This window comes from Hydrotalea lipotrueae (genome assembly GCF_019249625.1).
In the GTDB taxonomy this organism is placed as follows: Bacteria; Bacteroidota; Bacteroidia; order Chitinophagales; family Chitinophagaceae; genus Hydrotalea; species Hydrotalea flava.
On the sequence record NZ_JAESDL010000002.1, the window covers coordinates 53,706 to 77,887 of the forward strand.

Sequence of the window (24,182 nt, forward strand, 5' to 3'; positions counted from 1 at the left end):
AAACCAATCAATGTTAATCATATAATTTTTATAAAATGTATTTACAAAAAAGAAATAGAATATTAAGAAAATCGGCAGCCATAAGAAGTTTGGTTGCTGAAACTGTTTTAACGCCTAACGATTTTATTGCTCCTTTGTTTATTGATGAAGGTATCAATCAAAAAACTGAAATTAGCTCTATGCCGGGCTATTACAGAAACAGTTTAGATATAACGGTTACAGAAATTAAAGAATTATACAGCCTCGGTATAAAAAGTGTATTGCTGTTTGTAAAAGCATTAGATGAAACCAAAGATAATGAAGGCAAAGAAGCCTGGAATCCCAACGGTTTAATGCAAAGAAGTATAAAAGCCATTAAAGATGCCGTACCTGAAATGATTGTAATGACAGATGTAGCATTAGATCCCTATTCCATATACGGGCATGATGGCATTGTAAAAGATGGTGAAATTGTAAATGATGAAACCGTTGAGGCTTTAGTGAAAATGAGTGTTAGCCATGCAGCAGCAGGGGCAGATATAGTTGCACCCAGCGATATGATGGATGGAAGAATTGGAGCCATTAGAAAAGCATTGGAAGAAAGCGGATTTACAAAAACCGGTATTATGAGCTATAGTGCTAAATACGCTTCCTGCTTTTACGGACCATTTAGAGATGCCTTAGACAGCGCACCGGGATTTGGTGATAAAAAAACATATCAAATGAATTATGCAAATCGTCTGGAAGCCATTAACGAAACATTGCAAGACGTTGAAGAAGGTGCTGATATTGTGATGGTAAAACCAGCTATGGCTTATTTAGACATTATTCGGGAAGTAAAAAACGCAGTAACCATTCCGGTGAGTGCTTATCATGTTAGCGGAGAGTATGCCATGATAAAAGCTGCAGCAGAACGTGGATGGCTCGACGAAAATAAAGCTATTATTGAATGCCTTACTTCTATTAAAAGAGCCGGAGCCGACTTAATTGCCACTTATTTTGCAAAACAGGCAGTTATGTTGCTTAGCTAATCCAAAACAATAGCAATTCAGTTTGTACACTTAAAAACAACTTTATGTTTATTGTAGATATTACTTACAAAGTATCCACTAATTTAATTGATCAGCATATGGAAGCCCATATTGCTTTTCTGGAAAAATATTATCAGTCCGGCAATTTTATTGCTTCCGGCAGAAAAGAACCACGCACCGGTGGAATCATTTTGGCAAATGCAGATAGTAGAAAAACAATAGAACAGATTATGGCTGAAGATCCATTTTATGTTAACAAACTGGCAGAGTGGAATATCATAGAATTTAAGCCAACCAAATCGGTAAAAGCCTTTACAACTTTATTGGATGGAAATGAATAACAAAGCATCACTAAGGTTATCAGAAATAAATAAATTTTTATGCTAACAGAAAATAGCCGGCAATTGTTTAACCGTGCACAACAATCCATGCCCGGTGGGGTAAACTCGCCGGTTAGGGCTTTTAAAAACGTAGGTGGTACACCCTTGTTTATAAAAAAAGCAAAAGGCGCTTATTTATTTGATGAAGACAATCATCAATACATCGATTATATTGCTTCATGGGGCCCGATGATACTTGGTCACGCTTACGAGCCGGTTATTAAAGCCATACAGGAAAAAGCAGTAGATTCTACTTCATTTGGCGCTCCTACTTCCTTAGAAATTTGTATGGCCGAGTTAATTAAAAGTATGGCACCCAATGTTGATTTAATTAGAATGGTCAGCAGCGGAACAGAAGCCTGTATGAGTGCACTACGATTAGCCAGAGGATATACCGGTAAAAATAAATTCATCAAATTTGAAGGAAATTATCATGGACATGCAGATGCATTTTTGGTAAAAGCAGGCAGCGGCGTGGCCACATTTAATATACAAACCGTACCAGGTATTCCTGCAGGTGTTAGCTCCGATACGTTAACCTGCGCCTACAACGATTTAAATGCCGTAAAAAAATTAGTTGAAGCAAATCCAAATGAAATAGCCGCCATTATTGTAGAACCCGTTGCAGGCAATATGGGTTGCATCCTTCCTGAAAAAGGATTTCTGGAAGGATTACGAAAAATTTGTACCGATAATCATATCGTACTCATTTTTGATGAAGTAATGACCGGCTTTCGGTTGGCCCCCGGTGGCGCACAAGAGCGGTTAGGCATTGACGCTGATTTAATTACCTATGGAAAAGTAATTGGTGCAGGTATGCCGGTAGGCGCTTTTGGAGGTAAAAAAGAAATCATGCAACACATTGCGCCGTTGGGAAATGTATACCAGGCCGGAACATTAAGCGGCAATCCTATTGCAATGATTGCGGGTTATACATTATTAAATGAATTAAAAAATAATCCTTCCATATATCAGGAGTTAGATGACAAAACGGCTTATTTGCATCAAGGGTTGCAGGAAGTATTTACTGCTTCTAAAATACCTTTTATCATTAATCGTTTAGGTTCTATGATCAGTGTGCATTTTAGCAAGCAGCCCGTTACAAATTTTGAAACTGCCGCAGCAGCCAACAATGAATTATTTAAGCAATACTTTCACGCAATGCTTAAAAGAGGAATATATTTACCACCATCCCCTTTTGAGAGCTGGTTTTTGAATAATGCACTTACCTACCAGGATTTAGATGCAACCATTCAAGCCAGTAAAGAAAGTTTACAGGAGATGATGTAACCAAAATATGAAATAAAAAGAAGCAGTCTCAAAAGTCCGAGGCAGCCTCTTTTTATTCGGGGGGGTGGAGAAAGTTTTCATTTAAGCCATTCTCAAACGCTTCATTTTACTTTTGAGACTTCCTCTTTTTTATGAAAACAGGGGGTTATCTTTTATTTTAATAAGTCACAAGGTTTTAATCCGGTATGCTTTTTAAATGCAGCAGAAAAATGTGATATGGAAGAATAGCCCAACAAAGCCGATACATCTGTAACACTCAACCCCTTCTCGTATAAAAGGTATTTTGCATGTTCCATTCTTTGTTGCTGATAAAAATCAAAAATGGTTGTACCAAAAATTTCTTTAAATCCTTTTTTCAGGTAACATTCATTCATGGCAACTTTACGACTCAATTCTTTTATGGTAATAGGATCGCCAATGTGTTGCAATAAAAGATCTCGTGCCTGATAAATTTGTTCCTTGCTCCGTTGATCTGATAAAAATTTACAAGAAAAACCTTCTTCTTTTTCATCCACCAAACAATCTAAACTATATAACAATAATTCATGAATTTTTGCATTCACAAATATGTTCTCTAAAGCGCCGGTATAACTGTGGTTTAACAAACCGTCTAAAATATTACGTTTTTTATTGCAAACTGTAAAAATTTTGGTGAAAGCATGGGGATGTTTAAAAGCCAAAACTTCATCCTTCCGATTATTTAATTTTACATTATGCGTAAACTGATATAAAAAAGTTGCTGTAAAATGAAAAGTAAAAACATCTACCGTTTGTATTTTCCCATCACAACTTTCAGTAGGTAGCTGACTGCAAAAAGAACAACTTCTTTCTTCGCAATACCGATTACCGGTGGTACAAAAACGAAGTTCCAAATAGTTCTTATCAGGTCGGGCTTCATCATAATGATATACCATCATACCAGTATCTTCTGCCACCCAGGGATGTTGTGCATAATATCTTCTAATATCATACTGAATAGATCCAGGAATATGCTGGGCTTTCTGATACAACAAATCCATGCTTGGCTCAATCCCATTTTTATGGGCTACTTTTAAAATATCTAAAACCTGCATCATATCATTGCAAAAGTATGTATATACATTTAAAATTCAGTCACAAAACTGTAAAACAATACTTTCATAAAAACATACATAAATGCCGGTTATTTTGGGCAAAAAACCTGTTATAGAGCATTAAATTATACATCAGGTAAATATTGGATAAATACCTGTATTTTATGCCATTTTAGCCCTTAAAATCATTATCTTCGCCCACCCCCCGAAATATTCGTTTAAACACAATAGTTATTAGATATTTATGAGTGAAACACAACAATTGATTACAGATGCCCAAAATAAAAACTACGGCGCAGATAGCATACAGGTTTTAGAAGGATTAGAAGCAGTTAGAAAAAGACCAGCCATGTACATTGGCGATATTGGCGTTAAAGGTCTGCATCATCTGGTTTACGAAGTGGTAGATAACTCCATAGATGAAGCCCTGGCTGGTTACTGCAAAAACATTGAAGTTACCATACATGAAGATAATTCCATCAGTGTAAAAGATGATGGCCGTGGTATTCCTACTGCTATGCATACCAAAGAAAAAAGAAGTGCTTTAGAAGTGGTAATGACTGTTCTACATGCCGGTGGAAAATTTGATAAAAACACCTACAAAGTTTCCGGTGGATTGCATGGCGTTGGGGTTAGTTGCGTAAATGCATTAAGCTCAAAACTCATAGTTACCGTTCAAAGAGAAGGCAAAATATTTGAACAGGAATATAAAATTGGCGTGCCACAATACCCCGTTAGAGAAGTCGGCATTAGTGATAAAACCGGCACCAATGTGCATTTTTGGCCCGATTTAACCATTTTTCAGGAATCAGTTTTTAAACGGGAAATATTAGAAAGCCGTTTACGTGAATTGGCTTTTCTAAACAGAAAAATCAGCATTACCTTGAACGATTTAAGAGAAAAAAATGAAGACGGCTCCTATTACAGCAAAAATTTTTACAGTGAAGGTGGTATTGTAGAATTTGTGGAAATGCTGGATGAAATAGGAAAAAGAACACCCCTCATTTCTAAAACTTTGTTCTTTGAAGGACACGACGAAGCAACGAATGTAGCGGTTGAAGTAGCCATGACTTATAACAATGATTTTAAAGAACATATTTTTTCATACGTTAATAACATTAATACCATTGAGGGTGGTACACATGTAACAGGCTTCAGACAAGCTTTAACACGTGTGTTTAAAAGTTATGGCGATAAAGAAGGTTTGTTTGAAAAAGCCAAAGTAGAAGTAGAAGGAGATGATTTTAGAGAAGGTCTGAGTGCAATTATATCCGTAAAAGTACCTGAACCACAATTTGAGGGACAAACCAAAACAAAATTAGGCAACAGTGAAGTTTCAGGTATTGTTCAAACTACTGTAGCAAAAGCATTACAAGCCTATTTGGAGGAAAATCCCAGAGAAGCAAAAAATGTAGTTTCAAAAATTATTCTTGCTGCCCAAGCCAGAGTGGCAGCAAAAAAAGCACGTGATTTAGTGCAACGCAAAACCGTTTTAAGCGGGGGTGGCCTACCGGGCAAATTAGCAGATTGTTCTGAACGCGATCCTGAAAAATGTGAATTATACTTAGTGGAGGGAGATTCAGCCGGCGGTACTGCCAAACAGGGTCGCGACAGAAGCTATCAGGCCATTTTACCTTTACGTGGTAAAATTTTGAACGTTGAAAAAGCAATGGAACATAAAATTTACGAGAACGAAGAAATTAGAAATATGTACACGGCTTTAGGCGTAACCGTAGGAACACCCGATGATCCCAAACAATTGAACCTTACCAAACTACGTTACCATAAATTAATTATTATGACTGATGCGGACGTAGATGGTTCGCATATTGCCACATTAATTTTAACTTTTGTATACCGTTATATGAAAGAATTGGTAGAACATGGGTATGTTTACATTGCACAACCCCCATTATACCTGATTAAAAAAGGCAAAGAACAAGCCTATGCCTATAGCGAAGAACAACGAAAAGCATGGATTGAAAAATTAGGTGGGGGCAAAGAAGACAGTGTTACTATTCAACGTTACAAAGGTTTGGGTGAAATGAATGCAGAACAATTATGGGAAACCACCATGGACCCCAGCCGCCGAACACTGAAAAAAGTAACCATTGAAAGTGCCGCTGAAGCAGACAGAATATTCAGTATGCTAATGGGTGATGAAGTGGCGCCCCGTAGAGAATTTATTGAAACACATGCCCGTTATGCCCGTATTGATGCATAAAATGCCATGTTTTATAAAATAATGCGTGTTTTACACGAGAACAAGTTTCACAAACCAAAAAATAATTGTAGTTTGTGTTAGCAGAATCAAAACTTATTTACTAATCCATTCTCATTTTTTGAGAATATTAAAACAAAAAAACAATGGATACTTCTAAAATGATTAAAGCATACTGCTTAAAAACAAAAGAAAAAAATGTTCCCATGCACGATGCCGTAATTACTAAAACTGCAAGAGGTGGTTATATGGCCAGTGGCAATGATGGAAAAGGCAATAAAATGGCTGCCATTTTGAGTGAAGCAAAAGCTTTACAAGCTATTGCAGATGGTGTTGCCAAAAAAGGATTTTAATACTTATACCTAATTACATGAAAAGGGCAGCTTTCTTTAAGGAAAGCTGCCCTTTTTTTGACCTTTTAAAACCAAACTAAAACGGAAATCGTTTCCCCATTTTTCGGGTAATTTTATTCATTACATCTGTGCCTGAAATATGCCAATTAGTAGGCTTTTGATATTCGGCTGACCAAAGTGTTTCTCCATTTTTTACTAAACCACAGTTGGCAAATACATCGGCGGTTTTATTGCTAATACTGCCACCAACCACCGGATCCATTTGAGTACCCAAAAAAATTATATTATGCACGGCACCAATACCCATCGATGCTAAATCGCTCATCATTCTATTACTAATAACATTCATTTTTATCACAGCATCTGCTCCTAACATTTTTGCTAAAACATCGGGGTCGGTGTTAAAAGCATCATTTGCACTTATACTCGCCGAACGTAAAAGTCCATTGGTTTTATCCGGACTTTGAATTTGTACCATATTGAATTTTTTCCGGGGTTTGGCATAGCGCTGAAAATTAGCTAATACAATTTGCTGGTAGGTGTAACCCGTTTTTAAAGCAGCACTATCTAATTGTGCCTGAGTAACATTGTGGGGAAGTTGACCTGTAAATTGTACCTGAACCGGCAATATAGCAATTGATTTTAACTGAGTAGTAGCTGCATTTTTGCTAACAAAAGGTTTGTTTGTACTACAAACTTGCCAGCAATACCATTAGTCCAATAATGACAATAGTAAATTTAAATTTCATACAGGGTAATTTTGGCAAAAATGAAAAGTTGCTACAAAACAATACTGAAGTAAGTGGATGAATGGATGATTGCCTACATAAATGGAGTTAAGAAAAATATAATTTGAGATAGGTAATTTTAAGAAAGTGAAACAGGCACAGTTCCCGCTTGCATTTTTTGTAAAAACCGCAACATCGCTTGCATGGAGCTAACATCTTCTACAACTAATAAAAAGTTTTTACCGGCTTGCTTTAACCTTGCTTTATTGGTGCCTGTTTGCAAATAGCTCAATATATTTTTAAATAAATCTGATTCAAAATATGGAGAGTCTGGCTTATTGATAAAATAACAACGCAAAGTATTCTCCTTTAAAGTCATTTTTTCAAATCCCAATGCAACACCTGCCCATCTGGCTCTAACGGTATCAAATAAATCAGATACCTGTGGTGGTAAATTTCCAAAGCGGTCTTCCATTTCAGTTTTAAAGGCAGTTAAATCAGCTTCATTTTCACAGTTGTCCAATCGGGTATATAAGGAAAGGCGTTCGGTAATGTTTGAAACATAGTCATCCGGAATTAATATTTCCAAATCTGTATCAATAGTGCAATCACTTACATAATCATCCTGCTGTGCAATTTCATCCTTAAATAATTCTTTAAAACTGCTACGTTTCAATTCGCGGATTGCTTCATCTAAAATTTTCTGATACATTTCAAATCCAATTTCAGCCATAAAGCCACTTTGTTCACCACCCAGCATATTACCTGCTCCACGAATATCCAAATCTCGCATGGCAATTTGAAAACCACTGCCCAAATCGCTAAACTGTTCTAAAGTTTGCAGTCGTTTTCTTGAATCGGTTGGCAATGTAGCCATGGGTGGTGCCAACAGGTAACAGAATGCTTTTTTATTACTTCGTCCTACCCTGCCGCGTAACTGGTGCAAATCACTTAATCCAAAATGATGTGCATTGTTTACAATGATGGTATTCACGTTAGGTATATCTACGCCACTTTCCACAATATTGGTACAAACTAATACATCATATTTTTTATCAATAAAATCCAGAATACGTTTTTCTAGTTCATGTCCTTCTAATTGTCCATGAGCAAATCCAATACTTAAATCAGGGCATGATGTTTGAATGAGTGCAGCCATTTCAGAAAGGCCTTGCACCCGGTTGTGAATAAAGAAAACCTGGCCGCCACGTTCTGTTTCAAAATATATGGCATCACGAATAAAATCTTCATTAAACACGTGTACTTCTGTTTGAATGGGCTGGCGGTTAGGCGGGGGGGTATTAATTACACTTAAATCTCTGGCGCCCATTAGTGAAAACTGAAGCGTTCGTGGAATGGGCGTTGCCGTTAGTGTTAAGCAATCTACATTTGTTTTGAGGGCTTTTAATTTTTCTTTATGTCCAACACCAAACTTTTGCTCCTCATCAATTACCAATAATCCAAGATCTTTAAATTTTACATCTTTACTTAGAATGGCATGTGTACCAATTAATATATCTACTTTACCTTCAGCTACACGTTGAAGGGTTTCTTTTTTTTCTTTGGAAGATTTAAAGCGATTTACAAAATCAACCGTAACCGGAAAATCTTTCAAACGCTCTTTAAATGTTTTATAATGTTGAAACGCAAGTATAGTAGTAGGTACCAGAATAGCTGCCTGTTTGCCATCTACACAACTTTTAAATGCAGCTCTGATGGCTACTTCTGTTTTACCAAATCCAACATCACCACAAACCAACCTATCCATTGGGCTGGCACTTTCCATATCTTTTTTTACATCGGCTGCTACCTTACTTTGGTCGGGTGTATCTTCATAAATAAAGGATGCTTCTAATTCTGTATTCAGATAGTTATCCGGCGAATGTTGAAAACCTTGTCTGGCTTTTCGTTCTGCATATAAACCAATTAAATCAAATGCCAGTTCCTTTACTTTGGTTTTTGTTTTTTCTTTTAGTTTATTCCAAACATCACTTCCCAGTTTATTAATTTTTGGAATTGTACCTTCTTTCCCGGTAAACTTAGAAATTTTATGCAGTGAATTGATATTTACATATAAAATATCATTATCCTTATATATAATTCGTACTGCTTCCTGCCATTTACCATTTACTTCAATTTTTTGTAACCCGCTGAAAGTTCCAACGCCATGATCTATATGCGTAACATAATCGCCGGGTTGTAACTCACGTAGGGTTTTTAAAGTAAGCGCTTTGCTTTTACTATATGCCTGCTTTATTTTGTATTTATGATAGCGTTGAAATATTTGGTGGTCAGTATAACAAACCACTTTTAAATCATGATCAATAAAACCCTCATGTATACTAATAGGAACAGGAACGAATTTGATTTCTGATGATAAGTCAGAAAAAATACTATGTAACCGCTCTAATTGTTTTGACTGATCAGAAAAAATATAAATAGTATATCCTGCAGTTTCAAATGAAGATAGGTTCTTCATCAACAAATCAAATTGCCTATTAAAAGAAGGCTGCTCTTCTGTTTGAAAATGAATGGTTGTTTGTGCAAAATGTGGTGCATAGCCAAACTCAATCAGGTGTTTGTATTGAATTTGGCGGGTAATGGTAGCAGCGGGTGTAAAATCGCTTAAACCAATTCCTTTTAAAATTTTAGTATCCTCTTCATCAACTTCCTGCACAAAGGCTACATCGTTATTTTTCTGAAGGAAAATACCCAGATCTTCTTCCTGAACCTCCAGTTTATTTAAAATAACATCCCAGTCTTTTAACCAAATAATGGTATTTTCACTTAGAAATTCAAGTAAAGAAATTTTTTCTCCTTCATCAAATTGCGTTTCAATATTGGGAATAATACTTACCTGCAATAGTTTTCGCTCACTAAGCTGCGTTTCAGGATCAAAAATCCGGATACTGTCTACCTCATTACCAAACAACTCAATTCTATAAGGTTTTTCATTACCATAAGAATAAATATCGAGAATGCCGCCTCTTAAAGCAAACTGTCCGGGTTCATATACAAAATCGTTGCGTACAAAACCATACATCACCAACAATTCCATTAAACTTTCCGGCTGAATGGTATCATTTGTTTTGATGGAAATGGTATTATTGTTTAAGGTATTTGGTTTTACAACCTTTTCTGCCAAAGCTTCAGGATAGGTTACCATTATTTTTTTGTTGCCTCCGGCAGATAGTCTTGTCAACATCTCAGTTCGCAACATTACATGCGAAGCATTGAGCAATCTAAAATTCTTTCTTACTTTAAATGAAGAGGGAAAATAAAAAATATCTAATGCATTGGTTAAGCTTTCTATTGTATTGAAAAAATAAGCAGCATCTTCTGCATCACTCAATACAATCAGATGGTTACAATTTTCGAGATTGGAACGCTGGTATAAAGCGCTGATGATACATTCCGGACTGCTGCCATGTAACCCGGAAAGATAAATTTTTTGTGCTTCTATAGTTGGGGCAATAACCAGTTTTTCCAACAGGTTTTTTACCTGGGGGGTATTTCTAAATTGATCCAAAAGCACTCCTATATTCATAAAAACAGAGTGCAAAGGTACGATTTTAACACACTGAATTTTCTAAAAAAAGTTAAACAATAGTTTACTTTACGCTTTTAATAGACAGCATTATTGCTAATTTGTATGGTAATTGTTGCAACAGAATCGGGCTGCACGTACACGGATTGTATATTGTTTTTTTCATCATAACTGTTGGCATAAAAATGACCATCTACCTTGGCAAATAAAGAATAACTGCCTGCGGGTAATGACACAGCAAAAGCACCTTTTGAATCAGATAAGGTAGAATCAACCAACCGAGTACGAATAGCCGTATACATGGCCGACTCGGTGATGCGCTTAACATCTTTTATATTGGTTAGCTCGTAAATATAAATGGTGGTTGATAAAGGTTGTGGTTGCGGAGCAGGTGCATTCGGGGCAGGCATTTGATTGCCTGCAACACGAAAAACATATCCCGTAATTCCCTGTTTAATTTTTTTGTTGGATGTTGTCTTCTTTTCAAACAAACAACCCATTAACAACATAGTTATACCGATTAGGAGAAAAAGATTTTTATACATAAAGCATTTTGAGTGTTTAAAGTATCTAATTTAGTAAAATTAAGCTGTTCACTTAACACACTGTACTATGTTCAAAAAATTACACCTTGCTATTATTTTAATGCTCAGTGTCGGCAATATTTTGGCACAAAATATCCGTTCGCCGCAAGAATATCAAAAATTGTCTGATGCCATCCGGATTTCAGAAAACAATAATTTACAGCGCGCCCTGCAACTGGCAAAGCAGGAAGGCTGGTTTATCAAACGCGTAACGCCAACCGGAAAAGTAATTGCATTAGCAGGTGTAGATGAAAAAGGTAATCCATTATATCTAAGCACTTTTAATAATACTACTGCAGCTGCCACTACCAATACCAACCAGCTTTGGCCGGGGGGTAGTTCTAATTTAAACTTATCCGGCTCATCCAATGGTGTTGCCGGTAAATTAGCTATGTGGGATGGTGGCACTCCTTTAACCAACCATGTAGAGTTAATTGGACGCATAGTAAATCCCGATTCAGCTGCGTTGAGCGACCATGCTACGCACGTAGCCGGAACTTTAATCGCAACCGGTATTAACCCCATTGCCAAAGGAATGGCATTTAATGCGCAGAAATTAATTGCGTATGATTTTAGTAATGACCAGTCTGAAATGATGGCAGCCTCACCCAATTTATTGGTTTCAAACCACTCATATGGTTTTTTAGCCGGATGGAATTATGATGGTACAAATTGGAGTTGGTATGGCGATACAACCATTAGTACCAGCAAATCATACGGTTTTGGATATTATGATCAAAGTGCGCAAATGTTCGATTCTATTGCGTACAATGCACCCTATTATTTAATCAGCATGTCGGCAGGTAACTCCAGAAATTCAAACGGGCCGGCAGTAGGATCAAAATATTTATATAACGGAAATAGCAACAAATCTATTTACAGAACAGCATCAATTCCCAATAATCCCGATTATGGCTCTATTGCCTATACACAGGATGCCAAAAATATTTTAGCCGTAGGTGCGGTAAATGGTATTCCGCTTGGTTATAACTATCCCAGTGATGTGGTGATGAGCAGTTTCAGTGCATGGGGGCCCACCAGCGATGGCAGAATTAAACCTGATGTAGTTGCCGATGGCGTGAATGTTACTTCAAGCTGGAGTACTTCTACTACTGCTTATCAAACAGAAAGCGGCACTTCAATGGCAGCACCCAATGCCACCGGATCATTATATTTAGTTCAGGAATATTACAACAAATTGCATCCGGGCAATTTTATGCGATCTGCTACTTTAAAAGCATTGGCTATTCATACTGCTAATCAAGCTGGCACAGCACCTGGGCCTGGCTATCAGTTTGGCTGGGGGTTATTAAATGTACTGAAAGCATCATCTGTTATTACCTCTTCTTATAACCAAGTTTCAGATACCATTCTTGAAAAAACTTTGAGCAATGCAGTGCCATATACCATGAATGTTGTTGCTTCGGGTAAAGGACCATTAGTGGCCACTTTAAGCTGGTTAGACCCCCCCATTGCACCATTATCGCCTTCTAATTCGGTAAACAACACTACCCCTCGTTTGGTAAACGATTTGGACATGCGTATTAGCAATGGTAGTAATGTATACAAACCATGGGTTTTAAATCCGACTATTCCAAGTGCTCCAGCAACTAAAGGAGACAACTACTTGGATAATGTTGAAAAAATTAATGTAGATAGTGCAGTACCCGGCCAGTTATATACCATTTCCATCACCAATAAAGGCAATTTACAAAGAGGTTCACAGGCATTTTCATTAATAGTAAGCGGTATTGGCGGAACTGCTTATTGTAGTTCAGGTGCTACCAACAACACAGGCACCAGAATTGATAGTGTAGCTTTTGCAGGCATTACTAATAAGAACACAACAACCAATACCACCTATAGTAACTTTACCAATATTACAGGAAAAATTCAATCCAATCAAATCTTGCCTTTCAGCATTCTATTAAACAGTTCAGATGCCACTAATAATCCCAAAGTGGTGAAAGTGTATATTGACTATAATAGTAATGGTAGTTTTTCTGATCCCGGAGAACAAGTGGCCACCATCGTAGCTACCGGAAATGGTACTTATACCACTAACATTATTACACCCGGAAATTTACCTGTGAATAATTTAACACTAATGCGTATTGTAGCTGTTGAAACAACAGACTCTTCAACCGTACAACCTTGCGGTAATTATGGATATGGAGAAACACAGGACTACCGTATTCAATTTATTGCACCTGCCAATAATTTAACATTAGCCGGTATTGTTACACCTACAGCAGGCGCTTGCGCAGCCAATAACCAGTATTTAACAGTTCAAATTTTAAATAAAGGCACTGTAAGCGCCAGCAATTTTACACTGAATGCTACCGTTAGCAACGGTGCTACCGTTATTGCCAACTTATCTGGCCTATATCCTTTAACATTAGCAGCCGGTGGTACAGATACTTATGTATTTCAAACACCATTTAGTACAATTGCCGGCACCAGTTATACAATTCATGCAACAATTGTTTATGCAGCCGATCAGGATACAACAGATAATACCAAAACAGTAACCATTGCAATAGCCAATGCACCAGCTGCCCCTGTTGGTACAGCTACTATTTGTGGCATTAATACAGCTTATTTAAAAGCAAGCAATGCCAATAGTAACAGTACTTATTTATGGTATAGCTCCGATACCGCTACAAGCCCTATTGCAGTAGGAGCAAATACTTCAACCAGTACTGTACCTTCTAATAACACTTATTATTTACAAACCGGAAGCAAAGTTACAGTTGGTCCGGCCAATAAAACAGTATATGGCACCGGAGGATATAATGCCTTTGCCGGAAATTATGTTACATTTCATGCATATGCACCCCTCACTATAGAAACTGCCAGAATGTATATTGGGAATGCAGGTAACATACAAATAACATTAGCCAGCAATCTTACTGTAAGTGCAGATGGTTCAAGCTATACTTACAGTCCTGTTCAGGTTATCAACTTCAATGTTGCGGCTACAAATCCAACACCACCTGCTACCTTACCGGGTAGTGATAACCCGGCCGACAGCGGTGCTATTTTTAATTTAAACTTACAGGTACCTGCTGCCGGAGATTATGCATTAATTATGCAATGCAGCAATGGTGCCAGCATTTTTAGAAACAGCGGTATCAGTGGCACCATCTACCCAATGGGTGTAAATGGTTTGTTTATGATTACAGGCAACAGTGTACCTGCAGCATCAAACCCACAATCTTACTATTACTTCTTTTATAATGTAAGGGTTAGCACATCAGATTGTACCAGCCCACGCACGACTATTGTTGCAAGCAGCGTTGCTGCACCCACCGTTACACAAGTAGGCGATAGCTTAGTAAGCAGTAGCAACAACGGTAATCAATGGTATTTCAATAACAACCCAATAACAGGTGCAACTACTCGTTCCATTAAGCCATCACAATCTGGTGGCTATGCTGTAATTGTAACAGATTCATCTGGATGTCAGAGAGGTTCCAATACATTCAACTATGTATTTACAGCTATTCAAAATGTGAATCCTTCAACCATTGGTTTACAGGTTACACCTAATCCGGCCAACAGCAATTTCTCAATTCGATTTATCATGAATACGCTCGGTCCTGTAAATATTGCATTGTTTAATGAAGCAGGACAATTAATGATGAATGAACAATACAGCAACTACAGTGGAATCTTTAATAAACAATACAGCTCAGCGAGCTTTGCTCCGGGTACTTATATTTTGCAAATAAAGCAGAAAGACAAAGTGTATAATCAAAAAATATTGGTAGTTCATTAATTAACCGATACAATTTAAAAAATACCCCGAAAAAATCGGGGTATTTTTTTGTAAAAAAACTGTCTGTTTGATACTTACTACTATATTAGCAAAAACGAAAAATATGCAAGCCTGGCAAAAGGGTATTATTGTTGCAATTGAACCCGAAACCAACTTTACCAAAAAATTTTTTATTCAAATTCCGGAAGTAGAAAAATTTGATTTTGCCCCCGGTCAATTTGTAACATTAGATTTACCCATTCATGAACAAAAAAACAAAAGATGGCGCAGTTACTCTATTGCTTCAGCACCTAACGATACCAATATTATTGAATTAATTATTGTTTTTTTAGAAGGTGGCGCTGGTACCGATTATTTGTTTAATGAAGCTACAGTAGGCACTGAATTTCTTCTGAGAGGACCGCTAGGAAAATTTACTTTGCCTGAAAAGATTGAAAAAGATATATTTTTAATATGCACCGGCACGGGCATTGCTCCCTTTCGCTCAATGGTTCAATATCTTCACCAAAACAAATTACCGCATCAAAACATTCATTTAATATTTGGTTGTAGAAAACAAACAGATGGTTTGTACTTGAATGAATTAAGGAAACTCAGTAAACATGAGCCCGGTTTTCATTTTCATGCTTGTTTTTCAAGAGAAGAAAGTTTAAAAGAAGAAGGATGCTATACCGGTTATGTTCACCACGTTTACGAGCAGTTATTAGCGCATGAAAAAAAGCCTGCGGCATTTTATTTGTGTGGATGGAAAAATATGATTGATGAGGCAAAAGAAAGAATTATAGCATTAGGCTACGACCGTAAGGACATTCATTTGGAATTGTATGGATAAAAAAAGGCTGTTTCATTATTCGAAACAGCCATATGCAAATTTAAAATACAATTAATGGTGGTGATGGTGCAATTTAGCAGCAAAATCTTCTGCACTAATTGCTTCTTCTGTTTTACTCACTTTTTCTGCAACTGCAGTAAACATTTTTTCTGTTGCAATTCTGTGATAGCTATCTTCCATAAATTTTTTATCCTGCATCATTCTGTTGGCGTAATCTTCTACCCATTGCTGATTTTCATCCATATTAATTTGTCCGCCTAGATATTGCAATAATTGTTGCTTAGCCAATGTACGAATATCATCCGGCAACACTTCAATTTTATGATCTACTGTAAGCTGGTTACTAATTAAAGTCCATTTTAATTGTTCTTTAAATGTTGGAAATTCTACCTCAATTTCATCAGTTGTTTTTGGCTTTTCGCCGCTTACCTGTAACCAACGCTTTAAGAAATTATCGGGAAATTGAAAATTGGCATGCTCTAATAGTTGATGATAAATTTGATCGTGTACCTGATTTAAAGCCTGAGCTTGATAATAATTTTCTATTTCAGTTTTTACTGCTTTTTTAAATTCATCGAGGGTAGCAATTGCTTTTCCGGGATAAACCGTTTCAAAAAATGCTTCATTCAACTCCGGCCTTTCCACCAACCCTACTTTTGTAATTTGCAGTTTAAAATATTTGCTCTCATCTCCTTTTTTGCCTTTTTCTAAACCAAGATCAGACAAAATAAAGTCCAACTCTTTATCGTCAAATGCTTTTTTCAATTGCAGGACAACAGAATCACCTGCTTTTTTACCCATTAAATTCTTTCTGAATTTTTCAGTAAAATATTTTACTAACAACGAGTTTTCTTTGCTAATACCCTCTTCTGGTTCATTTCCTTCTTTATCAGTTTCAACAAATTTTACATTCAGTACATTGTCTTCTCCAGTAACAGTTTCCGGTTCTGTCATTTTTCCATTGCGTACCTGTAAACGGTCTATTTCCTGCTCTACCATTTCATCGGTAACGGTTACTTTGTATTGTGTAACTTTTAATTTTGCAACGTCAATAACTACTTCGGGTTTTAAACCAATTTCGAATGAAAAAGAATAATCAACCAGATTATTCATATCTAAAGCCGGACTCCCATTTTCTAAGGGGAGAGGTTGTGCAAAAATTTCCAGCTTCTCATTTTCTAAAAAATCGAGTAAAGATTTTTCAACTTTTCGCAGTACCTCCTCACTAAAAACACTTTGCCCATACATTTTTTTGATTAAACCTGCCGGAATCATTCCTTTACGAAAGCCGGGAATATTGGCAGTTTTCGCATATTTTTTCAGGCTTTTTTCAAACCCTTCAAAATAATCCTCTTTTGAAAGAGTAACGGTGATTTTATCATTTAAAACACTCAGGTTCTCTCTGGTAACATTTGCCATAATTGCGCTGTTTATTGTTTAACCAATTTAAAAAAAATCCCCCTTAAAAAAGAGGAATGAGTACTATTAGTGCGGATGGAGGGGGTCGAACCCACATGCCTTGCGGCGCTAGATCCTAAGTCTAGTGCGTCTGCCAATTTCGCCACATCCGCAATTGGGGACGCAAAAGTAAGGTTTTTAACGAATAACCGAAAGTTTGATTTTTAAGACTGTAAAAGCCAATCAAAGGCTTTAAAAAGTAGTGTTATGGGCGCCATTTAACGGCGAATATTTAAATAAATGTTATAACCTGCATTTTTAACCATCAAGCATGTTATTTGAGGCATCTTTTATAGTCATATATATATGAACAACAAAAAATGAAGATCATGAAAAAATTATCAATAGCTGTATTTGCAATACTGTTAGTAACAGGAGCTACAGCAGCAACAGTTAGGCCACATTTTGGCGGAATGAGCGACAGGGATGATTTTGGAGGTGGAAAAGGCCGTACCACTGTTATAGTAGGCGGTGGCTATGGTGGCTATGCCCCTCTTTATAATCCTTATTTTGGTCTGGGTTTTGGTTATGGTTTCGGAATGCCTTGGTATGGTTATGGATATCCATACTATGATTACGGATATGGTTATCAGGCAAGGCCATCTAAATTAGACCGGGAAATTATGGATATTCAGCACGATTATGCGCAAAAAATAAATTCGGCCCGTGCAGATGACAGTATGACTGGAAGAGAAAGAAGGGCTACCATAAGAGAATTAAAATTAGAAAGAGATCAGGCCATTAGCAATGCCAAAAAGAATTATTATAAAGAAGGCTCAACCAGTTATAACAATCAACCCACCTATTACAATGGTTATAATGGTGGCACCAATTAAAATATGAAACCAAACCGGCTGTTAATGCAGGAATGTAATTGATGATAAAGATTAGGCCGGTTTTTAAAGACATGAATTCTATGATTACCTTACGGGCATTGTTTCAACAGAAGCAATGCCTTTTTTTATTCATTGAGGTAAACTCTTTTTACGCGCTGACTAATACCGGTTAAAATTTCGTAAGGAATGGTGGCGCACCATTTCGCTACTTCTTCTACGCCAATATGTAAACCAAAAATTTCAACACTATCGCCCTCTTCAACATTTGGAATATTGGTAATATTCACCATGGTCATATCCATACAAACACTGCCAATAACAGGGGCACGATAGCCATTAATATACACAAATCCAACACCGTTACTTAACCTTTTACTGAAACCGTCTGCATAGCCAATACGAATGGTAGCAATAACTGTTGGCGTATCTACAATAGCCGATCGGTTATAACCCACACTATCGCCGGGCCTTAAATGTTTAATTTGTGCAATGGTTGTTTTTAAAACAGCAACTGTTTGCAAAAACACACCCTGTGTATTTGAACTGTTTACACCATATAAACCAATACCCAGACGAACCATTTCATGATGCATGCCGGGATGCCGGATAATAGCAGCAGAATTGGCAATATGGCGAATAAATTTATATTTCAAAATATTTTCAATCGTATTACTGAAATACAGAAATTGCTGGTGTTGCCATTGCGAAAAAGCATCATGTGCAGGGTTTTCAGCAGAAGCCAAATGTGTAAAAACAGACTTTACCCACATGGTATTGGTTGTTAAAAGCAGGTGTCCTAATTTTTCTGCTTCAGATACTTCAAATCCAAGCCTGTGCATACCCGTATCAACCTTAATATGAACAGGAAATTTTTCAATACCCTGCTCTAATAAAAAACGATGGAAGCTATTGTACAATTGAAAAGAAAAAATTTCCGGTTCTAAACCATGCTCAATCATGGCATTGAAGCCATTCTCCTCAACATTCATCACCATAATGGGTAAAGCAATCCCCGCTTTACGTAAAGTAACGCCTTCGTCTATATACGCAACGGCCAAATAATCGGTACCATAAAACTGCAAAACTTTTGCAACTTCTACACTTCCACTTCCATAACCAAAGGCTTTTACCATGGCCATGGTTTTGGTATTGGGTGCCAGCAATTGCTGATATGCTCTTAAATTATGCGCAAGTGCTGTAAGATTCACTTCTAATATGGTTTGATGTACCTGCTGTTCTAATAATACTGCAATTTGTTCAAAAGCATATTTACGAGCTCCCTTTAACAAAATAAATTCAGCATGAAATGAAAATCGAAACCATTCATTCAGGAATTGGTAAGTATCGAAAAAGAAAAAAGTTTCCGGCGCTGCCTGTTCTAAAATTTTTCTGTTTGCCATACCATTTTCACCAATGGCAATGCATCTATTTATTTTCTTTTGTTGTAGTAAATGAACAACCTTTTGATACAAAGTTTCAGTTGGCAAACCAGTCTGCAAAAAATCAGACAATATTACCGTTGTTTTACTGCCTGCTGCCTGTTGTTGCAAATAGTCTAATGCTATGGCTAAAGAATCTATATCATTGCTATAACTATCATTAATAATGGTACAATCCTGTATCCCCTTTTTTAATTGCATCCGCATTTCAATAGGCTGTAACTGCAAAATGCGTTCCTGGATAATGGCAACATTAAATTTAAAGTATAACATGCAGCAAAAACAGGTAATCACATTATAAACAGAAGCCTTATCAGAAAAAGGAACAACTAACTTACCCTCGCTGCCGTTGTATACATAATCAACAAGTGTTTGTTTTGTTTGGAAAGAAAGATGAACAATTTTAAGGGTTGCATTACTATCATTTCCCCATGAAAAAAGCGGAACCTTTGGTAAAATTGTACCCTCAGGTAAATCATCTACACAATAAATGAAACATTCAACCTGCTGAAATAAAATTAATTTTTCCTTTACTTTTTCTTGTATGGATGCAAAGCCTTCATTATGTGCATCGCCAATTGATGTAAGTATCCCAATTGTGGGCGCAATAATGGGCTGTAAATGTTGCATTTCGCCCGGCAATGATATACCCGCCTCGAATATGCCTAACTGATGTTGCGGCGCCATGTGCCACACACTTAATGGAACGCCAATTTGTGAGTTATAACTTCTTGGGCTGCGAACAATATTGAAATTATTTTGCAGTAATTGATTGAGCCATTCTTTTACAATAGTTTTACCATTGCTGCCGGTAATGCCAATAACGGGATAATGAAATTTTCTGCGATGGAAAGCAGCCAGTTGCTGTAAAGCCAATAAGGTATTACTTACTTTTAAAAAATTGGCATCAGCATAAGGCGATGCATCGAATTGTTGAGACACTACAAAATTTCTTATTCCCGATTTATAAGCTGCTGCAATAAATTGGTGCCCATTTCTTCTGGGGTTATTGCCCAAAGCAAAAAACAATGAAGCTTCTGCATCAATCATTAGCCGGGTATCAGTTAACAAATAACGAATAGTAGCCGTAGTATGAATAGAAGCTGCAGCGTTAATTATTTTTGCAATTTGATCAATCGGGTAACTCACAAGGTTTTGTTTTTTTTCAGTTGTTTGTTTGAATAGAAGATAGAATACAACACAGAACCGCCAATACAAACTATAATTAACAACAAAGAAATAAACACCTGCTCGTTTTTGGTTAAAAAGGTATCAATCCACTTTTCGCCAATCATTTTGCTGCCAATCAATATAAGCACAATGGATATGCCTTGCTGTAGATAAGCAAATTTGTTTACAGCACCACGTAACAGAAAAAATAAACTACGTAAACCAAGTATGGCAAAAATATTAGAAGTGTAAATAATAATACGATCCTGAGAGATGCCCATTACGGCAGGAATAGAATCGAGTGCAAATACCAGATCTACAGAAGCAAGCATTACAACTGTAACAAATAAAATGGTGTATTGTGGTTTATTGTTTATGCGAATAATAAAACGCCCATTCCCATCAGAAGGTGTGAGGGGCAAAAATTTCTGTAGAAAGTGATATATTTTATTTTCTTTCGGATTGAATTCCTTTTCATCATCTTCAGTGAACATTTTAATGCCGGTATATACTAAAAACGCACCAAAAACATATAAAATCCAATGAAAGCGTTCTACCAGTTCAACCCCAACCGTAATAAAAATAACCCGAAGCACAATGGCCATTAAAATGCCAATTAACAGCACTCTTGAATAAAATACTTCCTTTATTTTAAAAGCATTGAAAATGAGTATAAACACAAAAATATTATCAATACTCAGACTCCATTCCATAAAATATGCACTGATGTATTCAATTGCTTTTTTGTGGCCTTCTTCCATCCACATAAAAACAAAAAATGCAAATGCCAGCAATACCCAAAATAGGGTTAAATAAACAGCTGACTGAATGGTAACTGCTTTATTTTTTTTACTCAACAATCCCAAATCTGCCACTAAAGCTATGACCAGTACAATTCCAAAAACTAAGTATACAATTTCGTTAGGAGACATTGAATTAAATATTAGTATATGTTTTTTTTCTATACCACTGCATTACTGCACTCAGTAACATAATGCATAAAATGGGTATTACAATATTGATGAGTTGCCAAAATGTTTTATTTGCTTTTACTTTATTTTTATCTAACAATCGTAAAGTAAACTCCTTATTCCTGGTTTCTAAAATACCTCTGTTTCCTACCAGATAATCTAAACAATTTAATAAAAACTCACGATTGGCAAATTGATAATTTTCAAATTGTTGTGTGCCCATTGGAAGTGGGCCATTAGATTGTGTAACTACATTGGTTACAATATCTGCATCGCTGGCCACAATTTGCCGGGCTTCTTTTATGCCTTTTGGCATAAATGGTACCCCCGTAAGTTTTTCAACCGAGTCTTGCATGACTTTAGTAAATCTGTTGGCGTACAGCGATTTAAATTTCCCTTCCAATAAAACAACAACGGGTACTTTACTATCGGTAAAAGTTTGCAAATCGCCTTCAGAACGAATACTTCGTAAACTTACAATTGCCGGTGTTCCTAATTTTCGGCTATTGGTATCACTGGCCAATAAAACAGTTTTTTTAATACCATTTGCTTCAACCGTATCAATGGAAGAAGGAAATACACTTAACACCTGATCTAAATTTCGTGAAATGGGATGATTTTCAGGTGCGCTTAACAATGGATAATAAGGAAAGGGTATGCGTTGTATTTGTGGCTGGCCACCCATATTACCCACTACCAATGGCTGTTTGGCCGAATTTAAATCCTGTAACAAATCAGGATTAATACGCACACCATATTTAAATAACTGATCATCGATATTCAATCCTTTATCATAAGCAACAAAATCGCTTTTAGCCCTTAATAAACTATCAAATTCTGCATACAACTTATCAATAAACCAAAGCACATTACCACCTTGCATGATATATTGATCAATTTTAATTTTTTCATCTTCCGTAAATGCCTGTTCCGGTTTTACAATCAGCAATGCTTTAATAGTATTGGCATCTAAAATTCCGGTTCGCAAATCAAATATTCCAAAGCGAAAATTATTGCGAATGGTGTTAAATAAATCATTCACTGTAGGATTCAACGGTTCGCCATTGCCCACTGCATAAGCTACTACCGGAAATTGTGTTGCGGTTATTTTTTGAATAGCATCATCAAATTTAAATTCAAGCAATGCCTCCGAATAATTTAAAGTGCTTTCTTCATCCATACCACTTTTTCCACTCATTAAATCAACTGGAATTATTTTGCCATTGTATTGTACAATTGCCGATGGAAATATAAGCCGTTCGGTTTGTGCATCATCATTTTCCTGTAACTGATTATTAAAAGGTTTGATGCCAATACGCACCAGACTATCATACAATTGTACTTTCATGGAATCGGGTAAACCCTCACCCGGCTTAATAAACCTAAAATGCAGATGACCATTTGAGTAAGATCGATAATTCTCTAATAATTCACCGGTTGTATTTTTTAACTTTCTGAATCCTGAACTCAGCTTTCCGGTTAGCAATACCTGTATTTCAATATCGCCCTTTAAATTGGCCAATAACTGCCTGGTAGAAGGACTTAATGAATATCTCTTTTCTTTAGTAAGATCTAAACGGACATGTATTTGCGCAGATAAAACAATAAGTATGGCAAAAAAAATAAGCAAAACTGCCCATCCATATTTTTTTTGAAGTAAAGAAGTAAGCTTCATTTTTTGTTATTTATTTCGAACAAATACTTGTGAATGAACAGACAGCAATCATTTTTGGCTATTGTACTGAATATTTATTTATTGATTACATTTTTTTGTGTAATGAACATGAAAAAACTATTCATTACAAAAAAATAAACCAAATCTCTGGTATCTATTACACCACGACTAACACTTTGATAATGAAAATTTATACCCAACATTTCTATATAATAATCAAGTGTACCTGAAAATACAGGTAACTTACTCAATGCATCAAAACCGGCATAGAGCATGAAACAAACAAATGCGCCGGCAATAAATGCTACCACTGTATTATTAGTAAAACTACTGGCAGCAATACCAATGGATACAAATACGCCACAAAGCAACAGCAGGCCTACATAACTGCCAATGGTAGCGCCCACATCTAACCCGCCACTACTGCTTAAATACTGCAATGAAAAAGCATATACCAAGGTTGGTAATAATGCGGCAAGTATAATGAGCATAGCTCCAAAAAACTTTCCCAAAACCAATCCGGAAGGTTTAACAGGCCATGTTTTTAATAACTCGAAGGTGCCGGTTTTATATTCATCAGCAAAACTACGCATGGTAATGGTGGGTATCAAGAAAAGGAGTACCCAGGGTACAAAATCGAAAAAGGGACTAAGTGTTGCATAACCAAAATTAAGCATGCTTGAATCAGGAAATACAAAAAGAAACAACCCGTTCAACAATAAAAAAATGACCAGCGCAACGTAGGCTGTAATACTGCTGAAAAATTGATTCCATTCTTTTTTACATATCATCCACATAACTATTCAAAACTAAGTGTTACTGTGTTTAGAAGAA

At 36.5% G+C, this 24,182-nt stretch carries 17 protein-coding genes and 1 tRNA gene; 8 read left to right on the forward strand and 10 right to left on the reverse strand.

Annotation, left to right across the window (positions count from 1 at the left end; translation table 11 throughout):
- Window positions 1–35: 35 nt before the first annotated feature.
- The 3 genes from hemB to hemL are packed head-to-tail and all read left to right on the forward strand — an operon-like array spanning window position 36 to window position 2,680.
- The gene (hemB, locus tag JK139_RS02175) at window positions 36–1,010 is read left to right on the forward strand and encodes a porphobilinogen synthase (RefSeq protein ID WP_218330480.1); all 975 of its coding nucleotides are present in this window, start codon (window positions 36–38) and stop codon (window positions 1,008–1,010) included.
- A gap of 44 nt (window positions 1,011–1,054) precedes the next feature.
- A complete protein-coding gene (locus tag JK139_RS02180) occupies window positions 1,055–1,351 on the forward strand; it encodes a YciI family protein (RefSeq protein WP_074419332.1) in 297 nt (98 codons plus the stop codon).
- 39 nt (window positions 1,352–1,390) lie between these two features.
- A complete protein-coding gene (hemL, locus tag JK139_RS02185) occupies window positions 1,391–2,680 on the forward strand; it encodes a glutamate-1-semialdehyde 2,1-aminomutase (RefSeq protein ID WP_074419333.1) in 1,290 nt (429 codons plus the stop codon).
- Between the two features lie 152 nt (window positions 2,681–2,832).
- On the opposite strand, the gene JK139_RS02190 is transcribed toward hemL, so the two are convergent.
- On the reverse strand, window positions 2,833–3,756 hold the full coding sequence (locus JK139_RS02190) for a helix-turn-helix domain-containing protein (RefSeq protein WP_074419814.1): 924 nt from the start codon (window positions 3,754–3,756) through the stop codon (window positions 2,833–2,835).
- 241 nt (window positions 3,757–3,997) lie between these two features.
- Between JK139_RS02190 and gyrB the strand changes: the two genes are divergently transcribed.
- Together gyrB and JK139_RS02200 are read left to right on the forward strand one after the other, a co-directional pair.
- Window positions 3,998–5,977, forward strand: coding sequence for a DNA topoisomerase (ATP-hydrolyzing) subunit B (gene gyrB / locus JK139_RS02195; protein ID WP_074419334.1), 1,980 nt, complete (start codon window positions 3,998–4,000; stop codon window positions 5,975–5,977).
- Between the two features lie 143 nt (window positions 5,978–6,120).
- Window positions 6,121–6,327, forward strand: coding sequence for a hypothetical protein (locus JK139_RS02200; protein WP_081298659.1), 207 nt, complete (start codon window positions 6,121–6,123; stop codon window positions 6,325–6,327).
- 76 nt (window positions 6,328–6,403) lie between these two features.
- On the opposite strand, the gene JK139_RS02205 is transcribed toward JK139_RS02200, so the two are convergent.
- The 3 genes from JK139_RS02205 to JK139_RS02215 form a co-directional block, all read right to left on the reverse strand.
- Window positions 6,404–6,955, reverse strand: coding sequence for a hypothetical protein (locus JK139_RS02205; protein ID WP_074419335.1), 552 nt, complete (start codon window positions 6,953–6,955; stop codon window positions 6,404–6,406).
- Between the two features lie 239 nt (window positions 6,956–7,194).
- The gene (gene mfd / locus JK139_RS02210; RefSeq protein WP_218330481.1) at window positions 7,195–10,602 is read right to left on the reverse strand and encodes a transcription-repair coupling factor; all 3,408 of its coding nucleotides are present in this window, start codon (window positions 10,600–10,602) and stop codon (window positions 7,195–7,197) included.
- A 77-nt stretch (window positions 10,603–10,679) separates the two neighbouring features.
- Window positions 10,680–11,147, reverse strand: coding sequence for a carboxypeptidase-like regulatory domain-containing protein (locus tag JK139_RS02215; RefSeq protein WP_143439612.1), 468 nt, complete (start codon window positions 11,145–11,147; stop codon window positions 10,680–10,682).
- A gap of 67 nt (window positions 11,148–11,214) precedes the next feature.
- Between JK139_RS02215 and JK139_RS02220 the strand changes: the two genes are divergently transcribed.
- Both JK139_RS02220 and JK139_RS02225 read left to right on the forward strand, forming a co-directional pair.
- Entirely contained in the window at window positions 11,215–14,967 is a 3,753-nt protein-coding gene (locus JK139_RS02220) for a S8 family serine peptidase (protein ID WP_218330482.1), read from the forward strand.
- A 103-nt stretch (window positions 14,968–15,070) separates the two neighbouring features.
- Window positions 15,071–15,799: a ferredoxin--NADP reductase gene (locus JK139_RS02225; RefSeq protein ID WP_074418547.1), complete on the forward strand. Its 729-nt coding sequence runs from the start codon at window positions 15,071–15,073 to the stop codon at window positions 15,797–15,799.
- A 51-nt stretch (window positions 15,800–15,850) separates the two neighbouring features.
- On the opposite strand, the gene tig is transcribed toward JK139_RS02225, so the two are convergent.
- Window positions 15,851–17,218, reverse strand: a complete 1,368-nt coding sequence (gene tig / locus JK139_RS02230) for a trigger factor (protein WP_074418546.1) — start codon at window positions 17,216–17,218, stop codon at window positions 15,851–15,853.
- A 70-nt stretch (window positions 17,219–17,288) separates the two neighbouring features.
- Window positions 17,289–17,370 (reverse strand) — tRNA-Leu (locus JK139_RS02235).
- Window positions 17,371–17,586: 216 nt separating this feature from the next.
- Here JK139_RS02235 and JK139_RS02240 point away from each other — a divergent pair.
- Window positions 17,587–18,093 carry a hypothetical protein gene (locus JK139_RS02240; protein WP_141676824.1) on the forward strand — a complete coding sequence of 169 codons (507 nt, stop codon included), beginning with the start codon at window positions 17,587–17,589 and terminating at the stop codon, window positions 18,091–18,093.
- A gap of 125 nt (window positions 18,094–18,218) precedes the next feature.
- On the opposite strand, the gene JK139_RS02245 is transcribed toward JK139_RS02240, so the two are convergent.
- The 4 genes from JK139_RS02245 to JK139_RS02260 form a co-directional block, all read right to left on the reverse strand.
- Window positions 18,219–20,681, reverse strand: coding sequence for a bifunctional UDP-N-acetylmuramoyl-tripeptide:D-alanyl-D-alanine ligase/alanine racemase (locus JK139_RS02245; protein ID WP_317196286.1), 2,463 nt, complete (start codon window positions 20,679–20,681; stop codon window positions 18,219–18,221).
- Window positions 20,678–21,634 carry a TerC/Alx family metal homeostasis membrane protein gene (locus JK139_RS02250; protein ID WP_218330484.1) on the reverse strand — a complete coding sequence of 319 codons (957 nt, stop codon included), beginning with the start codon at window positions 21,632–21,634 and terminating at the stop codon, window positions 20,678–20,680. Before JK139_RS02250 ends, JK139_RS02245 begins: the two co-directional genes overlap by 4 nt.
- Before the next feature lie 4 nt (window positions 21,635–21,638).
- Window positions 21,639–23,348, reverse strand: coding sequence for a gliding motility-associated ABC transporter substrate-binding protein GldG (gene gldG / locus JK139_RS02255; protein WP_218330485.1), 1,710 nt, complete (start codon window positions 23,346–23,348; stop codon window positions 21,639–21,641).
- Window positions 23,349–23,422: 74 nt separating this feature from the next.
- On the reverse strand, window positions 23,423–24,139 hold the full coding sequence (locus JK139_RS02260) for an ABC transporter permease subunit (protein ID WP_228733085.1): 717 nt from the start codon (window positions 24,137–24,139) through the stop codon (window positions 23,423–23,425).
- Between the last annotated feature and the right edge of the window lie 43 nt (window positions 24,140–24,182).

Bases quoted from the DNA above. Each gene is read 5' to 3' on its own strand.
- tig (WP_074418546.1), bottom strand. From the start codon at position 17,218: ATGGCAAATGTTACCAGAGAGAACCTGAGTGTTTTAAATGATAAAATC.
- JK139_RS02240 (WP_141676824.1), top strand. From the start codon at position 17,587: ATGAAAAAATTATCAATAGCTGTATTTGCAATACTGTTAGTAACAGGA.
- hemB (WP_218330480.1), top strand. From the start codon at position 36: ATGTATTTACAAAAAAGAAATAGAATATTAAGAAAATCGGCAGCCATA.
- mfd (WP_218330481.1), bottom strand. From the start codon at position 10,602: ATGAATATAGGAGTGCTTTTGGATCAATTTAGAAATACCCCCCAGGTA.
- JK139_RS02225 (WP_074418547.1), top strand. From the start codon at position 15,071: ATGCAAGCCTGGCAAAAGGGTATTATTGTTGCAATTGAACCCGAAACC.
- JK139_RS02200 (WP_081298659.1), top strand. From the start codon at position 6,121: ATGGATACTTCTAAAATGATTAAAGCATACTGCTTAAAAACAAAAGAA.
- JK139_RS02180 (WP_074419332.1), top strand. From the start codon at position 1,055: ATGTTTATTGTAGATATTACTTACAAAGTATCCACTAATTTAATTGAT.
- JK139_RS02260 (WP_228733085.1), bottom strand. From the start codon at position 24,139: ATGATATGTAAAAAAGAATGGAATCAATTTTTCAGCAGTATTACAGCC.
- JK139_RS02250 (WP_218330484.1), bottom strand. From the start codon at position 21,634: ATGTCTCCTAACGAAATTGTATACTTAGTTTTTGGAATTGTACTGGTC.
- gyrB (WP_074419334.1), top strand. From the start codon at position 3,998: ATGAGTGAAACACAACAATTGATTACAGATGCCCAAAATAAAAACTAC.
- hemL (WP_074419333.1), top strand. From the start codon at position 1,391: ATGCTAACAGAAAATAGCCGGCAATTGTTTAACCGTGCACAACAATCC.
- JK139_RS02220 (WP_218330482.1), top strand. From the start codon at position 11,215: ATGTTCAAAAAATTACACCTTGCTATTATTTTAATGCTCAGTGTCGGC.
- JK139_RS02190 (WP_074419814.1), bottom strand. From the start codon at position 3,756: ATGATGCAGGTTTTAGATATTTTAAAAGTAGCCCATAAAAATGGGATT.
- gldG (WP_218330485.1), bottom strand. From the start codon at position 23,348: ATGAAGCTTACTTCTTTACTTCAAAAAAAATATGGATGGGCAGTTTTG.
- JK139_RS02215 (WP_143439612.1), bottom strand. From the start codon at position 11,147: ATGTATAAAAATCTTTTTCTCCTAATCGGTATAACTATGTTGTTAATG.